At 39.7% G+C, this 22679-nt stretch carries 22 protein-coding genes; 13 read left to right on the top strand and 9 right to left on the bottom strand.

What is annotated here, in order from left to right; genetic code table 11:
- Positions 1 to 87: 87 nt before the first annotated feature.
- The 11 genes from PR699_RS11340 (at position 88) to PR699_RS11390 (ending at position 11464) form a co-directional block, all read left to right on the top strand.
- Positions 88 to 1032: a Kdo(2)-lipid IV(A) acyltransferase gene (locus PR699_RS11340; protein WP_004918492.1), complete on the top strand. Its 945-nt coding sequence runs from the start codon at positions 88 to 90 to the stop codon at positions 1030 to 1032.
- A gap of 71 nt (positions 1033 to 1103) precedes the next feature.
- Positions 1104 to 2324, top strand: coding sequence for a multidrug efflux MFS transporter MdtG (mdtG, locus tag PR699_RS11345; RefSeq protein ID WP_004918491.1), 1221 nt, complete (start codon positions 1104 to 1106; stop codon positions 2322 to 2324).
- Between the two features lie 443 nt (positions 2325 to 2767).
- Positions 2768 to 4300, top strand: a complete 1533-nt coding sequence (locus PR699_RS11350; RefSeq protein WP_014658008.1) for a peptide MFS transporter — start codon at positions 2768 to 2770, stop codon at positions 4298 to 4300.
- 142 nt (positions 4301 to 4442) lie between these two features.
- Complete coding sequence (locus tag PR699_RS11355; protein ID WP_004918489.1) at positions 4443 to 5234, top strand: PhzF family phenazine biosynthesis protein; 792 nt, start codon at positions 4443 to 4445, stop codon at positions 5232 to 5234.
- A gap of 212 nt (positions 5235 to 5446) precedes the next feature.
- Positions 5447 to 5857: an acyl-CoA thioesterase gene (locus tag PR699_RS11360; RefSeq protein WP_014658007.1), complete on the top strand. Its 411-nt coding sequence runs from the start codon at positions 5447 to 5449 to the stop codon at positions 5855 to 5857.
- 265 nt (positions 5858 to 6122) lie between these two features.
- Entirely contained in the window at positions 6123 to 6578 is a 456-nt protein-coding gene (locus tag PR699_RS11365; RefSeq protein WP_014658006.1) for a DUF1097 domain-containing protein, read from the top strand.
- A 435-nt stretch (positions 6579 to 7013) separates the two neighbouring features.
- Positions 7014 to 8060: an aliphatic amidase gene (locus tag PR699_RS11370; protein WP_014658005.1), complete on the top strand. Its 1047-nt coding sequence runs from the start codon at positions 7014 to 7016 to the stop codon at positions 8058 to 8060.
- A gap of 145 nt (positions 8061 to 8205) precedes the next feature.
- On the top strand, positions 8206 to 9219 hold the full coding sequence (locus PR699_RS11375) for an AAA family ATPase (protein ID WP_004918356.1): 1014 nt from the start codon (positions 8206 to 8208) through the stop codon (positions 9217 to 9219).
- Positions 9220 to 9222: 3 nt separating this feature from the next.
- Positions 9223 to 9708, top strand: a complete 486-nt coding sequence (locus PR699_RS11380) for an AmiS/UreI family transporter (RefSeq protein ID WP_272572898.1) — start codon at positions 9223 to 9225, stop codon at positions 9706 to 9708.
- Positions 9709 to 10272: 564 nt separating this feature from the next.
- A complete protein-coding gene (locus PR699_RS11385; RefSeq protein ID WP_004918352.1) occupies positions 10273 to 10839 on the top strand; it encodes a tetratricopeptide repeat protein in 567 nt (188 codons plus the stop codon).
- 187 nt (positions 10840 to 11026) lie between these two features.
- Complete coding sequence (locus PR699_RS11390; protein ID WP_004918350.1) at positions 11027 to 11464, top strand: universal stress protein; 438 nt, start codon at positions 11027 to 11029, stop codon at positions 11462 to 11464.
- A 183-nt stretch (positions 11465 to 11647) separates the two neighbouring features.
- On the opposite strand, the gene PR699_RS11395 is transcribed toward PR699_RS11390, so the two are convergent.
- On the bottom strand, positions 11648 to 12139 hold the full coding sequence (locus tag PR699_RS11395) for a GNAT family N-acetyltransferase (RefSeq protein WP_014658003.1): 492 nt from the start codon (positions 12137 to 12139) through the stop codon (positions 11648 to 11650).
- A gap of 153 nt (positions 12140 to 12292) precedes the next feature.
- The gene (gene agp / locus PR699_RS11400; RefSeq protein WP_004918346.1) at positions 12293 to 13552 is read right to left on the bottom strand and encodes a bifunctional glucose-1-phosphatase/inositol phosphatase; all 1260 of its coding nucleotides are present in this window, start codon (positions 13550 to 13552) and stop codon (positions 12293 to 12295) included.
- Between the two features lie 289 nt (positions 13553 to 13841).
- On the opposite strand from agp, the gene PR699_RS11405 reads away from it, so the two are divergent.
- Positions 13842 to 14282 (top strand): GNAT family N-acetyltransferase, encoded by a 441-nt coding sequence (locus tag PR699_RS11405; protein ID WP_014658002.1) that lies wholly within the window; start codon positions 13842 to 13844, stop codon positions 14280 to 14282.
- 13 nt (positions 14283 to 14295) lie between these two features.
- Positions 14296 to 14844, top strand: coding sequence for a GNAT family N-acetyltransferase (locus PR699_RS11410; protein WP_080998005.1), 549 nt, complete (start codon positions 14296 to 14298; stop codon positions 14842 to 14844).
- 10 nt (positions 14845 to 14854) lie between these two features.
- Here PR699_RS11410 and PR699_RS11415 read toward each other — a convergent pair whose 3' ends face one another.
- From PR699_RS11415 to PR699_RS11445, 7 genes are all read right to left on the bottom strand, one after another.
- Positions 14855 to 15313, bottom strand: a complete 459-nt coding sequence (locus PR699_RS11415; RefSeq protein ID WP_014658000.1) for a YbaK/EbsC family protein — start codon at positions 15311 to 15313, stop codon at positions 14855 to 14857.
- A 127-nt stretch (positions 15314 to 15440) separates the two neighbouring features.
- Complete coding sequence (locus tag PR699_RS11420; RefSeq protein WP_014657999.1) at positions 15441 to 16121, bottom strand: hypothetical protein; 681 nt, start codon at positions 16119 to 16121, stop codon at positions 15441 to 15443.
- A 104-nt stretch (positions 16122 to 16225) separates the two neighbouring features.
- The gene (gene fdnI, locus PR699_RS11425) at positions 16226 to 16879 is read right to left on the bottom strand and encodes a formate dehydrogenase-N subunit gamma (protein WP_004918336.1); all 654 of its coding nucleotides are present in this window, start codon (positions 16877 to 16879) and stop codon (positions 16226 to 16228) included.
- Positions 16872 to 17753, bottom strand: a complete 882-nt coding sequence (fdxH, locus tag PR699_RS11430) for a formate dehydrogenase subunit beta (RefSeq protein WP_004918334.1) — start codon at positions 17751 to 17753, stop codon at positions 16872 to 16874. Before fdxH ends, fdnI begins: the two co-directional genes overlap by 8 nt.
- Before the next feature lie 12 nt (positions 17754 to 17765).
- On the bottom strand, positions 17766 to 20813 hold the full coding sequence (gene fdnG, locus PR699_RS11435) for a formate dehydrogenase-N subunit alpha (protein ID WP_104011699.1): 3048 nt from the start codon (positions 20811 to 20813) through the stop codon (positions 17766 to 17768).
- 533 nt (positions 20814 to 21346) lie between these two features.
- On the bottom strand, positions 21347 to 21670 hold the full coding sequence (locus PR699_RS11440; RefSeq protein ID WP_014657996.1) for a YnfA family protein: 324 nt from the start codon (positions 21668 to 21670) through the stop codon (positions 21347 to 21349).
- Between the two features lie 28 nt (positions 21671 to 21698).
- On the bottom strand, positions 21699 to 22604 hold the full coding sequence (locus PR699_RS11445; protein WP_004918324.1) for a LysR family transcriptional regulator: 906 nt from the start codon (positions 22602 to 22604) through the stop codon (positions 21699 to 21701).
- Positions 22605 to 22679 lie beyond the last annotated feature (75 nt).

The following is a 22679-nucleotide window of genomic DNA, read 5'->3' on the forward strand; positions in this document are numbered from 1 at the left end:
TAAAATCAATCTGTTAATCGCTGTTGTCATAAAAATTTAAACAACTCACAACAGCCTTCAGTCACTAACCTAATTTTTTGGAAACCAATGATACAAGCTCCAAAGTTTGATAAAAGTTTATTACACCCACGTTACTGGCTCACTTGGTTTGGTATCGGTCTGCTTTACGTACTGGTTCTTTTGCCCTATCCCATGATTTATTGGATGGGAACCCGTTTAGGCTTATTGTCCAAACATTTGCTAAAAAAACGCGCCCAAATTGCCGATCGCAACCTAGCGCTCTGTTTTCCTGAAATGAGCTTAGAAAAACGCCAACACTACATTGATAAAAATTTTGAGTCCGTGGGTATGGGGGTTTTTGAAACAGGCATGGCATGGTTTTGGCCTGAATGGCGCATACGCCGCTGGTTCAAAATCGAAGGGCGTGAACATATGATTGCGGCTCAATCGACAGGTCGTGGCATTATTGTATTAGGGATCCATTTTCTGACATTAGAGCTTGGTGCAAGAGCTTTCGGTATGCTTAACCCCGGCATTGGCGTTTACCGCCCAAATGATAATAAATTAATGGACTGGCTTCAGACCCGAGGACGCCTACGCTCTAACAAATATATGTTGGACCGCAAAGACGTCAAAGGGATGGTACGCAGTCTCAAACAAGGGGAAATATTGTGGTATGCCCCCGACCATGATTATGGTCCTCGAAATAGCTCGTTTGCCCCACTATTTGCAGTAAAAAATGCAGCAACCACCAATGGCTCAGCGATCTTATTGCGCTTAGCGAATCCGCTTATTGTTCCTTTTATTCCACGTCGCTTACCCGCAGGAAAAGGTTATGAGTTGGTTATTCAACCTGCTGTCGATGATTTCCCTATCGATGATGAAGTCGCGGTTGCAACCAAAATGAATCAACTTATTGAGCAAGCGATATTATTAGCCCCCGAACAATATATGTGGCTACACCGACGTTTTAAAACGCGCCCCAAAGGAGAAACTTCTTTGTACGGTGATTTAGACAAAATCCATCATTAGATAAAACACAACGGCTGTCAGTTATCTGGCAGCCGTTGTGTTTTAAGCATAAACAGTTGAGCAAGGAGTCTATGTTAAACAGAAACAGTTATTGGAAACGTAATCTTTATGTCGTTTGGTTCGGTTGTTTTTTAACCGGTGCGGCATTTAGCCTGATCATGCCTTTTCTTCCGCTTTATATTGAGGAGTTAGGGGTTACCGATCACAGCTCATTAAACCTATGGACAGGGGCCGTTTTCAGTATTACGTTTTTGTTTTCCGCTATTGCCGCTCCATTTTGGGGGCGTTTATCTGACCGCAAAGGCAGAAAGTTGATGCTACTACGCTCAGCACTCGGTATGGCAATAGTGATGGTGCTCATTGGTTTCGCTCAAAACATTTGGCAATTATTGATACTAAGGGCCTTATTAGGATTACTCGGTGGATTTGTGCCCAATGCAAATGCCCTCATCGCCACACAAGTTCCCGTGAAAAAAAGTGGTTGGGCAATGGGCGTATTAGCGACGGGCGCCGTTAGTGGTGCCCTGATCGGTCCATTGATTGGCGGGTTACTTGCTGACCAATATGGCTTACGCCCCGTTTTCTTTATTACTGCAACGGTCCTCTTTATTTGTTTTATTGTGACCTTATTCTATGTTCGTGAACGTTTTACCCCTGTTTCACGTAAAGACGCGCTGAATAACAAACAAGTATTTGCCTCCCTCAAAAATAAGAATTTGGTGATTAGCTTATTTTTTACCACCATGATTATTCAAGCTGCGATTGGTTCCATCAACCCTGTCATTACACTCTATGTTCGTGATCTTGCAGGCACGACTGAGAATTTAGCCTTTATTAGCGGGGTAATTGCCTCAATTCCAGGGGTTGCAGCGCTACTCAGTGCGCCTAGATTGGGGAAACTAAGTGATCGTATCGGGCCAGAAAAAGTGCTACTTGCAGTATTAGCGGCCTCTATTTTCGTTTTATTCCCTATGGGATTGGTGAGTAATTACTGGGAGTTGGGGGCGCTGCGTTTCTTGCTCGGTGCATTAAACGCCGCTTTATTGCCCGCAGTACAAACATTAATTATCTATAACATCTCACATCAAGTGACAGGGCGCATTTTCAGCTACAACCAAGCCTTGCGGGATGTTGGGAACGTGACTGGCCCGCTAATGGGCTCGTTTGTGGCCGCAAGCTATGGCTTTAGAGCCGTCTTTTTCTTTACCGCTGCCTTAGTTCTATTTAACTTACTTTATTCATGGTACATCATTAAACGTCAATCTCAGGATTGTAAATCACCATCGGCCTAATAGAAAAGAGAGGGCTAAGCCTTCTCTCGCTGCTGAACAAAACATCCCATCACGTTCACTGTGAATAATCGGTAGAGTTATTTATTCATTTCCCTCATTTATTGTAGGTATAACAGCATTTTATGCAAAAAACACAGAAAACATAACATAAATTTATGTTTTATAAGACTATGTTTCTTTTATAATCACCTCTTTTCTTGTCAACAAAATTCCTGTATTGTCGCCTACCTTATCGTGAAAAATGCGAGTGATATCGACTTTTCACCTTAAAAAAACACTTTTCACAATAAATATATTCTGTTTTTCAGTGTTTTTATAATAATGTATGTTAAAAATATGTTTACAAAATGAAGTTAACATATCTCTAAATTTTGGCACCTACCACTTTGTCAGGTGTTTTTTCAAGCACAACTAATCAAAATATAATTTATCGGAGTTCACAGATGAGTCATTCTGCGACTAAAACAAAAACCTTTTTTGGGCATCCATACCCACTGAGTTCACTCTTCCTCACGGAAATGTGGGAAAGGTTCTCTTTCTATGGCGTGCGCCCACTGCTCATCTTGTTTATGAGTGCCGCACTGCTACAAGGGGGAATGGAGTTACCTATTGAGCAAGCCTCCGCTATCGTCGGGATCTTTGCTGGTGGGGTTTATATCACATCACTTCCTGGTGGCTGGCTAGCAGATAACTGGCTAGGGCAGCGCAGAGCGGTTTGGTACGGCTCGTTAATCATTGCATTCGGCCACTTATCAATCGCAATGTCAGCGTTTTTAAGCAATACCTTCTTCTTTGTTGGTCTCCTATTAATCGTGTTAGGAACTGGTTTGTTTAAAACCTGTATCACGGTTATGGTGGGAACACTCTATAAAAAAGAAGATACTCGTCGTGACGGTGGTTTCTCCTTGTTCTATATGGGGATTAACATGGGGTCGTTTATCGCTCCACTGATCATCGGCCCTTTGCATGAAAAATACGGCTGGCATCTTGGCTTTGGTCTTGGCGGTATCGGTATGCTGATTGCACTCTTGATTTTCCGTTTCTATGCCATCCCACAAATGCGCCGCTACGACAAAGAAGTCGGGTTAGATTCAACGTGGAACCGCCCAACTGTCGAGCGTAAAAATGTCGGTAAATGGGTAACGCTCGCTATGGCAATCCTCGCGGTGTTAGTGATCCTTATCGACAATGGCGTTATCCCCTTTAATGCGGCGACAATCGCAAAAAGCTCAGCCTACATCATCTCCACGTGTATGGGTATCTACTTCTTTTTCATGTTCTTCTTTGCCGGCCTTAATAGCAGTGAGCGTTCACGTCTCCTCGCTTGTTTGATACTGCTCATTGCAGCAGCTTTCTTCTGGTCAGCGTTTGAACAAAAACCAACCTCATTTAATATCTTTGCGCGTGACTATACCGATCGCCAAATGGGCTCATTTGAGATCCCAACCATTTGGTTCCAGTCTATCAACGCATTGTTTATTATCCTGTTGGCACCTGTCTTTAGCTGGTTCTGGCCTTCTCTTGCCAAACGCAATATCAACCCAAGCAGCATGACTAAATTTGTCATCGGTATCTTATTTGCTGCGGCAGGCTTTGCGGTCATGATGATGGCAGCCAACCAAGTTCTTGCCACACAAACAGGGGTTTCGCCGTTCTGGTTAGTTTCGAGTATTCTTTTACTCACTCTCGGTGAGCTATGCCTAAGCCCTATTGGCTTAGCAACCATGACTCTGCTGGCACCACAAAAGATGCGTGGCCAAGTGATGGGGCTCTGGTTCTGTGCAAGCGCATTAGGTAACCTTGCTGCTGGTATCATGGGCGGAAACATCAATAAAGAACAACTAAATTCAATGCCTGAGTTGTTCTCACATGTTTCAATCGCATTAGTTATCTGTGCAATCGTGCTAGCTGCATTAATCATTCCAGTTAGAAAAATGTTAAAAAATGCAGATGATAACGAAGTAAACGCAAAATAATTTTCCGTTAGTTATCAATCATCCCCACGCCCGATATGCAGAATTGCCTATCGGGCGTTTTTATTTCATCCTTAAAACTATTATGTTAGTGATTAATTAACGCTATACTTTTCCCCTATTTAACCTGCTTTTGGAAACCGTTATGAGTCTTTCAACACTGCCTGTTTTCTATGTTGATGCTTTTACCAATACCCAGTTTCAAGGCAACCCTGCCGCGGTCGTATTACTTGATGAATGGTTACCAGATAACCAATTGATTGCGATTGCGGCTGAAATTAATTTATCAGAAACCGCATTTTTAGTTGGGGATCATATTCGCTGGTTCACACCGGCGGTAGAGGTCAATCTCTGTGGGCATGCCACATTAGCGACTGCATTTGTCCTTAATCAGTTTAGGCAACACCCCATTAACCCTTTTATTTTTAAATCCCTCTCAGGGGAGCTGACGCTTTATAAAAATGGCAGTGGGTTTACTCTCGATTTCCCTATTCTCAATACACAACCTGCTTCAATTGCAGATTACCCACAGCTAGCCGATATTTTGGGAGTTGAAATTGAAGCATTGTGGCTAGCTAAAGATCGCTATGTCTGTTTCTTAAGTAGCCCTGACCAAGTGGCACACTGCTCTCCAAATATGTCTGCTTTAGCTGCACTGCCTCTACCTGGCCTAACAATTACAGCAGCAAGTCATGAACCACATATCGACTTTGTTTCACGCTATTTTGCCCCAGCTAAAGGCGTGGATGAAGATCCCGTCACAGGTACCTCGCATTGTGCCATTGCCCCATTATGGGCGGCTCGCTTAAATAAAAATCAGTTAGTCGGCCATCAAATATCGGCTCGTGGTGGTGTCGTACTATGTGCGGTTGAAGATCAGCGGGTAAAATTAACGGGTGAGGCAACACTGTTTTTAACGGGTCATATACATCTATGATCACTAATATATTTACCCTTGAAATATCATCGGTGTAATTTATTTTAAAAGCATATTACACTGAGTTGATAGATGAAAGGCAGCTAGGCGACGACGCATATGCCACTAAATACATACAAATGTATGCCATTATTGCATCAATGCCGTCAGCAATGCTGCCATTTGAAGTATGACGAATATCGTCTCCACAGCAATTATTGTAAGGCCATATTATGCGTTCTGACGTTGATGAGATAATCACGCAAAAAATTGAAGGTTCTATCACAAGTGTTTCAAAGGTTATTTTTCCAACCACCACTAACCACCACGACACCTTATTTGGTGGTACCGCTCTCGCTTGGATGGATGAGGTCTCTTTTATTACCGCAACACGTTTTTGCCGTAAACGCTTAGTGACAGTCTCAACCGAAAAAATCAATTTTACTCACCCGATTCCTTCTGGCACCATCGTCGAATTAGTCGGTAAAGTTAGCCGCGTTGGTCGAACAAGTTTGACTGTCAATGTGTCGATATTCTTAGAAGATATGTATCGTGAAGGACGCGAAGAAGTGATCCATGGTCAATTTAATTTTGTTGCCGTTGATGATAACGGAAAACCAACACCGTTATTTGATATGGAATAGTGTATATCTAGGTAGCAAGCTGTCAATCGAACCCGTTCAACAGGCACTCACCTGCTACCTAGCTGTCTAAAAACAACACGTTCAATCTAGATAGGAAAATTTCCGCGTATATCTTGATCAAATGCTTTTTTTTACCTGATTAGCTAATGATAGAATCCCCTCCCTTCGATAACCTCTCCCGATAGATGGCTCGATAAACATGTCAAGAGAATGACGGGTTCATTTTCTATTCTGGTTTAACTTTAATCATTATTTAAGAATCACTGTGAAAATACTTTTTTCTATTTCTTTAACAACCGCGATTTTGTCAGCCGTTTGGGCGTGGTTAGCGAATTCGTTAGGGCTGATTGGGTGGGCTGGTTTTTTAGGCTGTACCGCTTATTTTGCTTATCCAAAAGAAGGCATTAAAGGGTTGTTCATTACCTTCTTCACTACCGCCAGCGGAGTCGCATGGGGTCTCATTATGCTCCACAGCGATACCTTGTTTAATGGTATTCCTAATTTATTGGAATATTTGATCACGGGTATTGTGGCTTTTATGATGTGCATTCAAGCAAGGCAGCAATGGCTATCATATATTCCCGGCACATTTATTGGCGCATGTGCTCTTTTTGCCTCTCAAGGCGAATGGACAGCCGCCCTTCCTTCATTATTGGTGGGGGTCTTATTCGGTTATTTAATGAAAAAAAGTGGCTTATGGTTATCTGAAAAATTAAAGTGACATTTCAATTTTACGGGGTTGCCGTTTTATCATGACATTGATCAGTTAGTTGTGCTGATTTTTTACAAATAAGAACGACAACCCTCTACTAAAGATTAAACTTTAAAAAACAGCTAAGCGCACCCATCACCAACATTTATCATTAATTTAAATCAAAGTCATAATATAAAAATAAATTTGTTACACAAATTTTCGTTATTATCCCCCATTACCTCTTCTGTGATTGACCAAGTAAAACCCCATATAAACGATAAAACACACTCTCTAAGAAAAAATTAGCTAATAAAATCAAACAATTAAATAACTCCACAAAATTCATTATAAAAATGCGACGTAAATCACATTTCGTCGCCATTTACTCCCCCCACTTGTAACTTAATAACTATATTTACTTAGTCGTAAAACGAACATCAAAATGACACAAAGGGGAAACTTATGAGACATGGTGATATTTCAAGTAGTCCAACATCAGTGGGTGTTGCGGTTGTGAACTATAAAATACCTCGTTTGCATAATCGAAAAGAAGTTATTGAAAATGCAAATAAAATCTCAGATGTTATTGCAGGAATGAAAACCGGTTTTCCAGGACTTGATCTGATTATTTTTCCTGAGTACAGCACTCAAGGCATTATGTATGATCATGAAGAGATGATGGAAACGGCAGCAACTGTACCGGGTGATGAAACACAAATTTTTTCAGCTGCATGTAAAGCAAATGGTGTGTGGGGCGTATTTTCAATCACAGGTGAACAGCACGAAGAACATCCCTTAAAAGCCCCTTATAACACACTTATCTTAATTGATGACAAAGGGAATATTGTACAAAAATACCGCAAAATTATCCCGTGGTGCCCTGTCGAAGGTTGGTATCCCGGCGATAAAACTTATGTTTCAGAAGGACCTAAAGGGTTAAAAATAAGTCCGATCATCTGTGATGATGGTAATTACCCTGAAATATGGCGTGATTGTGCAATGAAAGGCGCTGAGTTAATTATTCGCTGCCAAGGCTATATGTATCCTGCCAAAGAGCAGCAAATTATGATGGCAAAAACCATGGCGTGGGCAAATAACTGTTATGTCGCCGTGGCGAATGGAACAGGTTTTGACGGTGTTTATACCTACTTTGGTCATTCCGCTATTATTGGTTTTGATGGTCACACATTGGGCGAATGTGGTGAAGAAGAGATGGGCGTCCAATACGCGCAACTTTCTGTCACGGAAATTCGCGATGCGCGTCGATATGACCAATCACAAAACCACCTCTTTAAAATATTACATCGTGGTTATACCGGTATTTATCAATCAGGTGATGGTGATAAAGGTCTCGCAGAGTGCCCGTTTGAGTTTTATCGTAGTTGGGTTCTAGATGCAGAAAAAACTCAACAGCAAGTTGAAAGCATAACCAGAGAGACTATCGGTGTTTCAGAGTGCCAAGTTTACAATTTACCAACCGATGGCAATAAAATAAAAATTGTAGGCTAATGAATAAATTATAAATTTACTAAATATAAATTGTTATTTTTAAACGTTGTCGTATGCGTCAACAACGGGGAATATTATCGTATTTTATATAAATAGTTTTTCTTGATTTACTACTTAATAAATTATCACTATTTAGGAATAATCCATGCCCTTTATTAATGATATGCTAGCTGAAAGTCATAAAGAAAAACACATTTCAGAGCCCCAAAAAAAGATGGGCCATTTCCGGTTTATTTTTGATCCTGATAAAGTCATTCAATATATTGAAAATACTATTATTGGCCAAGAGGAGGCTTTAAAACAGTTAAAGGATATTCTTTATTGTATTAAAACCAATATTTTTGATCCCGAAAGGCCACTAAGTACCATGCTATTTCTTGGGCCAACTGGTGTTGGTAAAACAGAAACAGTGATCGCTTTAGCAAAAGCGCTTAATAATGGTAAAGCGCATTATTGTCGCATAAATATGAATACGTTGTCTCAAGATCATTATGCCGCATCTTTATCTGGTGCACCTCCCGGTTACGCTGGGAGTAAAGAATCATATTCCTTGTTTGATATAGATAAAATCGAAGGAAGCTATAGTACACCAGGTATTGTCTTATTTGATGAAATAGAAAAAGCAAGCAAAGAAGTGATTAGAACACTGCTCAATATTCTTGATACTGGTGAATTGAGCCTTGCAAATGGTCAGAAAGTTATTAACTTCAAAAATGCCATTATTATTATGACTTCCAATTTAGGCTCTAGAGATATTTTAAATGAAAAACAGGGGTTAGTACATTTATTCACTAAAAAATATTATCAGCAAAAAATACTAAAATTGTTAGAAAATAAATTTGAACCTGAATTTATTAACCGTATCGATAGAAAGATTAGCTTTAATAAAATAGATTCAGAACAAGCGAGTAAAATTATTGATATTGAACTTTCAAAACTCAATAAAAGAATCGCTAAAAACGCCGTCACAGTAGTACTGGATACTGCAACAAAAATGAAAATAAATTCAATGTGCGATCGTCGCTACGGGGTAAGAGATATCAAGCGAATATTTAAAATTCATATTGAACCATTAGTTGCCGATGTAATATTACATGAAAAAAGCAGAGAGCACATAGAATTTACTGTCGAAAAAAATCAATTCTCCCTCAAGAGGTGATAAATGAATGGCCTATTACTCATTTTTATTGGTAGCGTTTTAATCATTAACGGTATTTCTATCATTAAAGGATATGACAATAAAGAAACAGGAATATTCAATGGCATTATTGGTTTTTTCTGCTTAATTGGCAATATTGTTTTAATGGTAAATGCTAAAGAAAATACTGCATACCTTGCCATTGCCCAATCAATGTTATTTACATTCACTTATATTTTTCTCAGTTTTATAAAGATATATTCACTATCAGGGAAACTATTTGGTTGGTACTGCCTTTTCGTCTTTTTTAATGCTTTATTCTACGCCTACTACACAAGTGCTGATGCTCGAATGATTGGACTATGGTTGCTTTGGGCTATTCTATGGTTTCTATTTTTCTGCGTATTTTCACTTAATAAAACCATTAAATATCTCGGTGAGTTAACTTTGGTAATCGGTATTGTGACTTGCACCTTACCTGGGCTAATGATGGTAACTAACACCTGGTAAAATAACGTCTAAATAACAACATCCCCTAAATTGCTAGGGGGTGTTAACGATTTTTAACTTATATTTAAATAATTATACGTTTAAGAAAATGCCTAAAAATACCCTGCTTTAAATGCCGTTTTTAAGGGGTTGTTAATTGATTTTTATTTATTCTTTACCATGCTTGATATTTCAAAAAAACTATCCCAATCCAGCATTAGCAAAAAAAACCAGCATATCGAAAAATACTATATAATATGCTAATTACAATATAATAAACTTATAAAATACTCCCACTCCGTCACCATCTGAATTTAACTCACCCCATGCCTTGTTTTATATTAAAAATACACATAATCTGCGTGATATCGATTCATCACATTGAAATATCTTCCATCATATAAAAAACGTTAAAACACATTGATATTCTATGTTTGGCGACGTAGAGTATTTAACGTAAAATTTATTGGTTAACCCTAACAACGATTGTTGATAATGTTATTATTCGCTTGATCTATGTCTTCATATAAAAACGAATCACTATCTTTATCTTGCTCACTGACACAATAAGATATTAATAGCACTATGTATAAAATCTACTCATTACTGTTACTTTTCATTCTTTCTATTCACTCAAGTTTCGCGGAAGTTCCAAAAGAGACGTTAAGAATTGTGGAGAATGAAGCCAAAAAAGGTGATATCAAAGCGCAAGTTATGCTAGGTATTGGCTATTACCTAGGCAAAGAGATAAAACAAGATTATCCTAAAGCTAAAAAATGGTTAACTATGGCGTCCAATAAGGGTAACGCAGATGCACAGCTTTTTTTAGCCGACATGTACTTAAATGGTAATGGCGTTGAACCTAACATTGAAACCGCAATCAACTGGCTTGAAAAATCCGCCAATCAAGGCAATGCAGAAGCCCAGAATTACCTTGGGCAGATATACTATCAAGGCGTTGGAGTGAAACAAAACTACATTATTGCTTTTGATTGGTTTAAAAAATCAGCCGATAAAAAGTTCCCACCAGCACAATACCAAGTCGGTAAAATGTATGAAAATGGCGAGGGTACAGAAATGGATGATAAAGCAGCGAGCGAATATTTAAATAAAGCCTGTAAAGGTGGTTTAAAAGAAGCTTGTAAAAAGTAATCTATTCGTTTGATTCACTGCTACAAGCCGTAGCAGTGATACTTTCCTCCCCTACTTTCAACACTGAACAGCTATCCCCTTTCATTTTTAACCAAAATAGCTAATTACATTTAAAATATTAATGATTAATTTCAATATGCTTTGAAATGTTCTAAACTTATAAAATAAAAGATAAAAAGGAGGATTTATGTACAAAACTATTTTAGTTCCGATCGACGTTAGCGAAGATGCACTGACTGATCTCGTCATACCCCATGTTAATGCAATTCAGAAATTAAATGACGCTGAAGTTCATTTCCTTGCTGTCACAGCACCTATTTCTAACTATTTGCGCTATGGTGGAACCATTCTTCCTAGTGATTTCCCTGACGAAGAAAAGCAAGCCGAAGTGATTCTCGATGAATTAAAAGAGAAAGTTAAACGCTTCTCTATCCCAGAAAATAAGATCCACGTCACCTCTTCTGTCGGCTCCGTGAAAGATGAAATCTTGGCTATCGCTGAGGAAATCAATGCAGATCTCATTTTAATCGGCTCTCGCCATCCAAGTATGTCAACATACCTGTTAGGGTCTAATGCAGCATCTGTCGTACGCTATGCAAAAACTTCAGTTTTAGTCGTTCGATAATAAAAATGCGATAGCAAAAAATAGATTTTTTAATAAAATATTCAGCCTTTAAACTCATCAAGATCATCTTTTTACGATGATATCAAGAGATAATAAATACACACAATTTATAAGACTATTACACAAGATTATCAGTTAAATTGAAGGCTCATAAACATTTTCGTGGCTTTCACGCCCTGCTTTTTAGCAGGGTTTTTTCTTCATTAACGATGATAGTTTCAATCGAAAACGCTTAAAAGCCACCCCATCAAAATCCACCTCTCCCTCTTCGATAAAACCATAGCGCCTAATTGCGCCCAGTTTTTTTCGACTTAGTGGGAGGTGGATAGTTATCGACGTTAATGACAGTTGAGCCGCCGCTTGCTCAACTATTTTTTTAGCAATATTTTTACCGTATCCCCAGTAATCTGGATGAAGCACTAACGCTAAATCTGCGTCTCCATTTTCATCTTGAAAACCACCCCAGCCGCCAAATACGCCATCAAAAGTTAATGCCCACACACCAAAGCCATGTGTTTGCCAGTGTTGCTCTTTCTGTTTGACCCATTCCTTGCAAAAAGTCTCATCAAATTGATTATCACCTAGCGGCATATGCGCTAATACAAGCGGGTGAGTATTTAATGCGATGATGTCATGACAGTTAATTTGACTTAAACGTTGTAATTGGATATTCATTTTGTCCAGTTTTATCGATTTATCTTGTGTAAAAAACAAATGCTAACACACACACTGGGGTCCATTCCGTGAGTTTTAACATGCGAAATATAAAGTATATATACAGATGATATTTATTGCCCGCAAGGCCACGGGCAATAAATAGAGGCTATTTTAGTTTGATTGATCTAATGCTGATTTCATCACTTTTTGGAAATCTTCCCAAGAGCAGTATCCATTTTTATCTATTGGGCAATTTTTCATTTCTAGCGTGACATGTTTTGGTGGCGTTTCTAAAGACAGGTAACTATTATTTCTAAGTTGCTCTGCTGTTTGATATACATACTCCACTTTAACATAGTCTTTCTTATCGCTCTTATCATGCCAACGTTGGAAGACCAATTTTCCACCAATAGGCGTATATTCATATTGATCAGGTAGTTTATAAGGTTTGAAATCCATTGCTGACATTAAGGAAGCAATATTTGAGTCATGCCCAACCAACATAATAAATTTAGCAGTCTCACCTTTATCAGCGGAAACAAAGCCCTTATTGATATAATTTAATAATGGGTGAGCCACATTCTTCGCAATCAATTTGGGGGAAAATAGCGTTTCCTGATAACCATTTTTAAGGGTATTTAATTTAGTCCATTTATCATCCGTGTTGACCATACCCCAAGCCACTTGTGATTCAGGAAAACCCTCATAGTATTGCAAATCGATAGCATCTACTGCCGAGTTCGCTATTTTAAGTGAGCCAACAACCCCCGGTTCTTTATTCGCTTCAATAATAAAACTGTTTGTTTGCGATGAAAGCTCGCAGAGTTTATCGGTCTTACATTTCTCCGAATTTTTAATGTCGAGCACGGTATCCAATTCATCATAACCAGGTTTAAGGTTGAGGCCCTTTAAATGCTCCTCCATGGCTAATAATGCTTTTTGTTTAAACTCAGGGCTATCGTTAGTAATGATTGGATTAAAAACAGGATCCATCTTACCTATTTCAGGTTGGTGGTGGATCTTCACTGTGCACCCAGGAAATGCGCCCGCAGTGAAAAATTGAGCCGTTGCAATGGTTCTTTGTAAGCTATTCGTGTAAACGAAAAGATCTTCATTACCCGTTGGGCATAATTCATCGGGAACTAATTTATTTTGCTCAATCCATTCTCTAAAGTAGTGCCCCATATACACTTCTAGTGCACCACCTTTTGTTGTTAAATAGCCACTTTGCGCATCCCAAGCTGGCCATTTTTTATCGGTAACTTCGGTTAAGATCCCCGTATTCACAATCGGTGTGCGCAAATTATGACGACTTAATAATAAAACTTGGTCAAGTTGCATATTTTCGACATTATCGGTATTTGCAAGTACTGGAGTCATTGGGGTAAGCAATGCGGCTGATAAACAAACTGTTAAAACTTTATATTTCATCGAAAGCTCCCTACCATTTTGTTGTTGTATATTATCGTTATGATTCCTGCCGTTAATATTCTATAAAAACAATCCCATTATGATTATTTTTCTATAAAATTAACATTCCGTTATAATGAAGTAACTGACTTTTTTTTCTGCGATTAATATCTCAAAAATAGACTTGGCCTGCTGTTTTTCCCTCAATTAAGGATAAATACGCTATTTCTATGAAAGCTATTTTAAAATTGCGCTACGGCATATTAATCAATACACTCAAAGAAACGACATTGGGCTAAAGGCATCATTCATGGGTATTCAACCTGCTACTCCTGCACAATACCAGCAAATTATGGCTGTTTGGGAGTCATCCGTCAGAGCAACGCACGATTTTTTACCTGAAAATATATTACAGACGTTAAAAGTGGCAATCCGTGAACAATATCTTCCCCAATTGGCAACTTATGTCTCAATAGATGAAAATAATCAAATAAGTGGGTTTATTGGCGTTGATCAACATAAACTTGAAATGTTATTTATTTCAGCGGCTCATCGGGGTAAAGGAATAGGTAAACAACTCCTCAATTTTGCCATAAAAGAGCTGGGCATTAATGAAGTTGATGTCAATGAGCAGAATCCACAAGCTGTTGGTTTCTACCAACATATGGGGTTTACACAATTTGCTCGTTCTGAAACGGATAGTGAAGGTAACCCCTTCCCCATTCTCCACATGCAATTAACCACAAAATAATACAAGGTTTCACATGTCAATCATAGAACTTGAAACGCCTCGCTTACGTTTAAGACGCTGGGCCGAACAAGATAAAGAGCGTTTTTTTGATATGAATAGTTCACCGGAGGTAATGCGCTACTTCCCTTCGGTATTAAATAAATCACAAAGTGATCAAATGATGGACACGATTATGGAACGATTTGCCACCCAAGGAGGATGGGGCATATGGGCCGTTGAATTAAAATCGAACCATTCACTGATTGGGTTTGTTGGATTAAATATTCCAGAATATCCGCTTCCTTGCTCCCCTTGCACAGAAATCGCATGGCGATTACTTCCGCAATATTGGCGGCAAGGCTATACAACAGAGGCGGCCAAGACTGTTATCCAATTCGCTTTTAATCAACTTAAACTAAAAGAAATTGTCGCATTCACTGCGGTCGCCAATACCCCTTCTGAAGGCGTGATGAAAAAATTAGGGATGACCAAGGAGGCTGAAAACTTCGCTCATCCAGCACTCCCTGAAGGCCATTGGCTACAAGAACATGTGTTATATCGCCTACAAAACCCTTATTTGTAAATCGATACAACTATTGGCAAATATCTATCCAAGCACCTTTGGTCAGCTCGAGCATCCGTTGAGGCGATATTCTCAGCGCACTGTTTACAGAGCCAGCAGCAGGCAGTACCTCACTGTATTGTTGCAATGAAATATCGCAATATACAGGGAGTTCGAAAGGCAAACCAAATGGACAAACACCCCCAACAGGGTGACTGGTTAGCTCTACCACCTCATCGGCTCTGAGCATTCTCGCTTTCGAGCCTAAAGCCTGTTTAACCTTTTGGTTATCTAATCGAGCTTCTCCAGCACAAACCACAAGCACAACCTCATTTTTCACTTTCAATGATAAGGTTTTCGCTATTTGGTTAGGCTCAACATTATGAACGATGGCAGCTTGCTCAACGGTAGCCGTCACGCCATCGGTTTCAATAATGTCGATATCTGGCGCATGTTGAGCCATAAAGCGTCTAACAGATTCAATACTCATAGTCGTACTCTTTTATTGTTGTTTGCAAGTGATTGTTAATGTATGTCGCTGACTTCGCTCCGATAATTGAAGTCGCTGTTCTAAGCTATGCTGCTTTTTATGTTTGTTTTTCAGAAAAAGTGCTGTTTCAGTTCAATGGGTCACACGCACATTGATTTGCTGAATAACGAAGCGCAAGGTTTATATGGTGATACAGTTCATTGGTTAACCTATCATATTCTGCTTCTAACCCTTTTTCATAAGCTAAAAATGGGGATGAATCATTCCATGACCCCATACCACCGAATACCCAAGCGCCACATGCCACATCAAATAATCGTTCACAAAGCATCTCATTATCTTCAACTGGCTTTTGGAGTTTTTCTGCTTGCGATTTAAAAATAGCAGCAAATCCTGTTTCACCGATTTGTTCAGCTAATTGTTCAATTTTTTGCAGCGTCAGCAAAAATGCCTGCAAGTTATTCCCTTCATTTTGCAATGATGACAGAGATTGCTCTGATACTGACTCAACAAATATGGCACTTTCATCTGCCCATTCTAAAGTTAAAACTATTGAAGTAGGCTTATCGCAAGTGATGACGATTTGTTGCTGTTGATTAAAATAGTATTGGCTGTTTCTTGTTATATTTAAATAACGGCGTAACTGTTCGATAAAATCATCCACCTGAGTTTCTCGGATAACTTCTGCGCCTTGTTGGTTACATAAAACCCAATATTTCACATAAGACATTTTACGTAATAATGAACGGTCTTTTTCTCGTTTTAATGCTCGAACGGAACAGTAAGCAATATATTGGTCAGCCCGCATGTTTTTTTCCTCTGCATATGCACGAACCATTAACACTAACAAAAAAATCGCCAAAAAAAAGCCACCGCATTATTGCAGTGGCTTTGAATTAAAAATGGAAAGCGTTACGATTTGTTTTTTTCCGTTTCCGCCTCTTTTGCTTCAATTTCTCGATACCAACGAGGGTGATGTTTTTTCGCCCAACGACGACTGACTTTCCCTTCAATCATCCCCTTAATCGAGCCTTTAACCCAAAATGCCATATACATATGGATCAGAATAGCGTGAATTAAGATGATTGCCGCCGCCGCATGGATAAATAAACTCCAGCGTACTAACCACATTGGGAATAAATGCGCAAAATATGGACGCCAGATAATGATCCCTGTTGCTAAGAGTACAAAAATCATACTCATGATGCTCCAGAACATCATTTTTTGTCCTGCGTTATATTTGCCTACATCTGCAACATGGTGTTCGTTACCTTTAAGAACCTCCACAATGTTCTTGATCCAAGGTAAATCTTGTTTATCTGGAATGTTATGTTTTACAAAACGGAAAAACATAAACATCAACACCACAAAGATTAATACGCCAAAGAATGGATGTAGGATCCGCCCCATTTGTGGTGTACCAAAGGTTTCAGTCAACCATTGCAATGTTGGGAAAAAGAGCGCTATCCCAGACAAAGCAACTAAAAAGAAGCAGATAACCACGGTCCAGTGGCATGCTCGGTCAATAAACTTTGTCCGAACAATCATTTTGCTCTTTTTACTCATGACCATCTTCCTCCTCTTCATCATCCACTTCTTTATTAGGGCCAACTCCAACATAGTGGAAAATCAACCCTGCAAAAGTGGCAATAAAGCCGACTACTGAAAGTGGTTTCAAGACTGCCTTCCACAAGTTAATCGGTGTATCAATTTGTGGATCCTTTGGTAACCCATGATATAACTCTGGATTATCCGCATGTTGGAGTACATACATCACATGTGTACCGCCCACGCCTTTAGGGTCGTAGATCCCTGCGTTTTTAAAACCACGTTTTTGTAGTTTATCGACACGCTCAGAGGCATATTCCAACATCTCTTTTTTAGTACCGAAATGAATAGCCCCTGTTGGGCAGGTTTTCACACAGGCTGGCTCTTGGCCTACCGCGACTCTATCCACACACAAAGTACATTTATAAACTCGATTATCTTTCGGGTTTAAACGAGGAATATTAAATGGGCATCCCGCAATACAATAACCACAACCGATACAGTGCTCAGATTGGAAATCCACAATACCATTTGCATACTGGATAATAGCGCCTGCTGAAGGGCAAGACTTTAAACAACCAGGATCCGTACAGTGCATACAGCCATCTTTACGGATAAGCCATTCTAACTTGCCATTTTCAGTCGTTTCGCTAAAACGCATCACTGTCCATGACTTAGCGCTCAAATCCAGAGGGTTGTCATAAACCCCCACACAATGGCCGACCTCATCACGAATGTCGTTCCATTCCGAACACGCCACCTGACAGGCTTTACAACCAATACAGGACGTTACATCAATGAGTTTCGCAACTTCAAACTTGTCATCACGCGCTTGTGGTGGAGGCGTAATACTGTTGGTCGCGGAACGTTTAATAATGTCTTGAGATTGCATTCGTTCCCTCCCTTACGCCTTCTCTATATTAACCAAAAACGCTTTATACTCAGGTGTCTGAGAGTTTGCGTCACCAACGGATGGTGTTAACGTATTCGTAATGAAGCCTTTTTGCGTTGCACCTTCAAAGCCCCAGTGGATCGGTACCCCAATCGTTTCTATCGGTTTACCATCGACCATCAACGTTTGTAAGCGCTGTGTCACAACGGCTACTGCTTTAATGAAGCCACGTTGACTGCTCACTTTGACTCTATCGCCATTTACAATACCTTTTGCCTTCGCCAAGGTTTCACTGATCTCAACGAATTGTTCAGGCTGCACAATCGCATTTAAACGCGCATGCTTCGTCCACGTATGGAAATGCTCCGTTAAGCGGTAAGTCGTTCCGACATAAGGGAACTGCTCATGGTTTCCAAGGCGCTTTTTATCGTCCTCAAAAATACGTGCCGCTGGGTTAGAAACGACATTTGGATGTAGCGGGTTCGTACCTAATGGGGTTTCAAACGGCTCATAATGTTCAGGGAATGGCCCTTCCGCCATTTTATCAATTGCAAATAGACGGCCTAAGCCTTCAGGTTGCATGATAAATGGCCCAGTACCGACTTCAGGTGCCGAAGCATTAAAGTCAGGAATATCATTACCGACCCATTTTTTCCCATTCCACTCGATCAACATCCGTTTTTTATCCCATGGCTTACCTTGTGTATCACAAGATGCACGGTTATAAATCACGCGGCGATTCAGTGGCCATGCCCACGCCCAACCTAATGTATTTCCGAGTCCTGATGGGTCACTGTTATCACGGTTTGCCATCTGGTTCCCTTTTTCGGTCCAGCAACCAGTATAAATCCAGCAAGACGAGGCCGTAGAGCCGTCATCGCGTAACAGCGCGAACGAGCTAAGCAGTTCACCTTTTTTGGCTTGCAAATTACCGTCAGCGTCATACAAATCGACCAATGCAACGCCATTGTTCTCTTTCGCAACTTCTTCTGATTCAGGATGGAATTGGCGTTTGTAATCCCAACGCATCTGCATTAATTGATCACGACCTTTCCCGCCTTCTTGCTCATAAAGCTCGCGGATTTTATATAAAATACCGGTTAAGATCTGGCCGTCATTACGTGCTTCACCCGGTGCGTCTGCTGCCTTCCAGTGCCATTGCAACCAACGGCCTGAGTTAGCAATCGAACCATCTTCTTCGGCGAAACAGGTTGATGGCAAACGGAACACTTCAGTTTGGATAGATGCCGTATCAACGTCATTCATCTCACCATGGTTTTGCCAGAAATTAGCCGTTTCCGTCACCAAAGGGTCAACAATAACTAAGTACTTCAATTTACTTAAGCAGCTAACTACTTTGTTCTTGTCCGGGAACGATGCAACAGGGTTAAAACCTTGGCAAATATAGCCATTAACTTGATCTTTACTCATCATGTCAAAATACTTCATGACATCATAAGCCTGATCCCATTTTGGCAACCAATCATAGCCCCATTGATTATCTTTTTGCGCAGCATCACCATAGAAAGACTTCATCAAACTGACAAAGAATTTTGGATAGTTACTCCAATAGTTAACCTGATTTGGCAACGTTGCTTTTGGTGTATTAGCAGCTAAATAGCTGTCTACTGTCACCATTTTTTCAGAAGGCAAAGTGAGATATCCCGGTAGACTTGTTGATAACAAACCGAGATCCGTCAGCCCTTGAATATTTGAGTGACCACGAAGCGCATTCACCCCACCACCAGCCATACCCATATTGCCGAGCAGCAATTGGATCATCGCCATAGTACGAATATTTTGTGCACCAACAGTATGTTGAGTCCAACCTAACGCATATAAAAACGTTGTTGTTCTATCGGCAGCGCTGGTTGAAGCCAAAATTTCGCAGACTTTTAAAAAGTCATCTTTTGGTGTACCACAAATTTGTTCGACGATTTCGGGTGTATAACGAGAAACGTGCTGTTTGAGCAAATTCCATACACAACGAGGATGTTGTAAAGAGTCATCACGCAACGCATGACCATTTTCATCAAATTGATAGTTCCACGTGGTCTTATCATAAGCGCGTTTTTCCGCGTTATAACCACTAAATAGACCATCTTCAAAGCTGAAATCATCCCTTACCAAGAGTGCCGCATTGGTATAGTGTTGTACGTACTCTTTATTAATTTTGTTATTTTCTATCAGATACAGTAGTACCCCAGACAAGAAGGTAATGTCAGTACCTGAGCGAATAGGCACATAGTGATCAGCCACTGATGCCGTACGCGTAAAACGTGGGTCAATGACAATCAGTGTGGCATCGTTGTTATTTTTCGCTTCAATTGCCCAGCGGAATCCAACAGGATGTGCTTCCGCAGCATTTCCGCCCATCACAACGACGACATTAGCATTTTTGATATCAACCCAGTGGTTGGTCATCGCACCGCGACCAAATGTTGGAGCAAGACTTGCTACCGTTGGTCCGTGTCAGACACGCGCTTGGTTATCAACCGCTAACATCCCGAGGGAGCGTGCAAATTTCTGAGTTAACATACCGGTTTCGTTGCTCGCCGCGGATGCACAAAGCATCCCTGTCGATAACCAACGATTTACCGTTGTTCCTTGTTCATTTTTTTCGATGAAATTTGCGTCTCGGTCATCTTTCATTAACCGAGCAATACGGGTGAAAGCTTCATCCCAACTTATACGCTGCCATTTATCAGAGCCTGGTGCGCGATATTCAGGATAACGTAGTCGATTTTCACTATGGATGTAATCAAGTAGGCCCGCCCCTTTAGGACATAAAGCTCCACGGTTAACAGGATGATCAGGATCTCCTTCAACATGGAAAATAGCGGATTTAGCATTCATGGCACCATCGCCCATGCTATAGATTAATAATCCACACCCTACAGAACAGTAAGTACAAGTATTACGAGTCTCTTTAGACCGTAGTAATTTATATTCACGTACATTGGCCATTGCCGTTGCTGGCATAAAACCTAACGCTGCTACAGTAGTACCTGCCATCCCGCCGGCACAGATTTTAAAAAACTTTCTGCGACTGACGTTCATTGCTTCCCTCTTTATATTTATTGTCATTACCCTAAATAATCCAAGCATGCGATAGGTGGCTAACAACGCTATTTCGAGACAAAGATAAATTCTATAACTCGAATTAATCGGTGCAGTCCAACACTAAGCAACTTGAAACAAAATGGGTATAAGTCGGTCGCAGAATATCAGCGTATGATAATTATATATTGCCTAAAATCAATGAATGTGAAAATAAAAGGTAAATTAATATTAACTGAGTAGTTAATCTCCAATTAAATATACTACCAATAGAGTAGCTATTTTAAATATTGATACAGATCAATTAACGATAAATTTATAAATTGCAAAAACACAATTCAGATCAAAATATAAAAACCACAAGACCAAACAAAAATAAAACTTAAACCAAATAACGCGCTATTTATCATTATTATTAAATTTAACTTTAGGAATACGTAATTTTACTTTAATTCAAATAATCATCCAACTAAAAACAAAAATCCCTTTTCATTAATAAGCGTTAACTAATTATATTAATTTAAAATTAAACGCTATTTCCAACCACTAATAATAATACCAGCACCAATAAATACTACTACAGCCCCCACCCAGTCCGTTGTGTTTAATGATACACCATCGACTATACGCAACCATATCAATGCAGTTGCAATATAGATCCCCCCATATGTTGCATAAATTCGCCCACTTGCTTCAGGATGGAGCGTCAGCAACCAAACAAACAACATTAAACATAGTGCAGCAGGCAAAAGTAACCATGCACCACCTTGCTTTTTCATCCATAAATACGGGAAATAGCAACCTGCAATCTCAGCTAGCGCCGTTAAAAAGAATAAACCAATAATGTTTAGTGACATAAAAGTATTCTCTACATTAGAACCGTTTTCAAACACGGGAAGATTGCATTAATTGATTATTTGCCTTTAATAATTCAATACATTCCTGTGCACCACGCTTTAACACCTGACCTTTCAAGCAAACAATATGTATCGGTAGCTCTAAGCCATTCGGCGTATTTTTAAACTCTAATCGTTTCAGTGAACCCTGCTGTAATTTATCTTTAATTAAAGAGAGGGGTAAATTTCCCCATCCCATTCCAGCTTCAACTAATCCCAATGCCATTGAAAAATTATCTGTTCGCCAATAATTAGTCGCAACTACAGCACGAATATCGCTGAGCTGATGCTGAAAACTAGTAATAATTATTTGACGAGTTTGCACGAGATCTTCCATATATAAGGAAGCTGAATGCCCAATTGATGGATGTTTTGATGAGATGGTTGCGACTAAAGACTCATAGCCAATACAGTGAAACTGTTCTTGTGAATTGACCGATATACCACCAAATGCAATGGCTAATTGAATATGATTTTGATGCAATAAAGGTAAAATATCATCTTGAGGCGCGGTCATTAATTCCACATGCATTAATGGGTAGCGCTGACTCAATATTTTTAGCGCATCAAATAATAAATCAGGGTTAATTCCTTCCGCAATTCCAATCGTTAACGTACTTTCTACCCCTTGAGTCAACTCGCGAGAAAATACATTCAACTGCCATAGATTATCCACAATATTACGTGCATAAGGTGCTAAGGCCAGCGCTTTTTCGGTTGGTTTAGGCTCCCTTGTATGCCTTTCAAACAGCAAAAAGCCCAACTCCGCCTCTAAATTGGCGATAGCCATACTCACCGCGGACGGCACACGGTGTAATGCCCTTGCCGCTGCTGAAAAAGATCCTTTTTCTAATACCGTTAAAAAGATCATTAAATTATCACTGTTAAATGGCATCTCTAACCTTTCAATAATATTGATAGTAGCTGACTTTTATTATCATCAATCTTGATTTAATTTACCAGACCTGAC

This window comes from Providencia sp. PROV268 (genome assembly GCF_028477805.1).
Lineage (GTDB): Bacteria > Pseudomonadota > Gammaproteobacteria > Enterobacterales > Enterobacteriaceae > Providencia > Providencia stuartii.

Bases quoted from the DNA above. Each gene is read 5' to 3' on its own strand.
- mdtG (WP_004918491.1), top strand. From the start codon at position 1,104: ATGTTAAACAGAAACAGTTATTGGAAACGTAATCTTTATGTCGTTTGG.
- agp (WP_004918346.1), bottom strand. From the start codon at position 13,552: ATGAAATATAAAGTTTTAACAGTTTGTTTATCAGCCGCATTGCTTACC.
- PR699_RS11390 (WP_004918350.1), top strand. From the start codon at position 11,027: ATGTACAAAACTATTTTAGTTCCGATCGACGTTAGCGAAGATGCACTG.
- PR699_RS11370 (WP_014658005.1), top strand. From the start codon at position 7,014: ATGAGACATGGTGATATTTCAAGTAGTCCAACATCAGTGGGTGTTGCG.
- PR699_RS11405 (WP_014658002.1), top strand. From the start codon at position 13,842: ATGGGTATTCAACCTGCTACTCCTGCACAATACCAGCAAATTATGGCT.
- PR699_RS11385 (WP_004918352.1), top strand. From the start codon at position 10,273: ATGTATAAAATCTACTCATTACTGTTACTTTTCATTCTTTCTATTCAC.
- PR699_RS11420 (WP_014657999.1), bottom strand. From the start codon at position 16,121: ATGCGGGCTGACCAATATATTGCTTACTGTTCCGTTCGAGCATTAAAA.
- PR699_RS11375 (WP_004918356.1), top strand. From the start codon at position 8,206: ATGCCCTTTATTAATGATATGCTAGCTGAAAGTCATAAAGAAAAACAC.
- fdnI (WP_004918336.1), bottom strand. From the start codon at position 16,879: ATGAGTAAAAAGAGCAAAATGATTGTTCGGACAAAGTTTATTGACCGA.
- PR699_RS11350 (WP_014658008.1), top strand. From the start codon at position 2,768: ATGAGTCATTCTGCGACTAAAACAAAAACCTTTTTTGGGCATCCATAC.
- PR699_RS11355 (WP_004918489.1), top strand. From the start codon at position 4,443: ATGAGTCTTTCAACACTGCCTGTTTTCTATGTTGATGCTTTTACCAAT.
- PR699_RS11380 (WP_272572898.1), top strand. From the start codon at position 9,223: ATGAATGGCCTATTACTCATTTTTATTGGTAGCGTTTTAATCATTAAC.
- PR699_RS11410 (WP_080998005.1), top strand. From the start codon at position 14,296: ATGTCAATCATAGAACTTGAAACGCCTCGCTTACGTTTAAGACGCTGG.
- PR699_RS11395 (WP_014658003.1), bottom strand. From the start codon at position 12,139: ATGAATATCCAATTACAACGTTTAAGTCAAATTAACTGTCATGACATC.
- PR699_RS11340 (WP_004918492.1), top strand. From the start codon at position 88: ATGATACAAGCTCCAAAGTTTGATAAAAGTTTATTACACCCACGTTAC.
- PR699_RS11445 (WP_004918324.1), bottom strand. From the start codon at position 22,604: ATGCCATTTAACAGTGATAATTTAATGATCTTTTTAACGGTATTAGAA.
- PR699_RS11360 (WP_014658007.1), top strand. From the start codon at position 5,447: ATGCGTTCTGACGTTGATGAGATAATCACGCAAAAAATTGAAGGTTCT.
- PR699_RS11440 (WP_014657996.1), bottom strand. From the start codon at position 21,670: ATGTCACTAAACATTATTGGTTTATTCTTTTTAACGGCGCTAGCTGAG.
- fdxH (WP_004918334.1), bottom strand. From the start codon at position 17,753: ATGCAATCTCAAGACATTATTAAACGTTCCGCGACCAACAGTATTACG.
- PR699_RS11415 (WP_014658000.1), bottom strand. From the start codon at position 15,313: ATGAGTATTGAATCTGTTAGACGCTTTATGGCTCAACATGCGCCAGAT.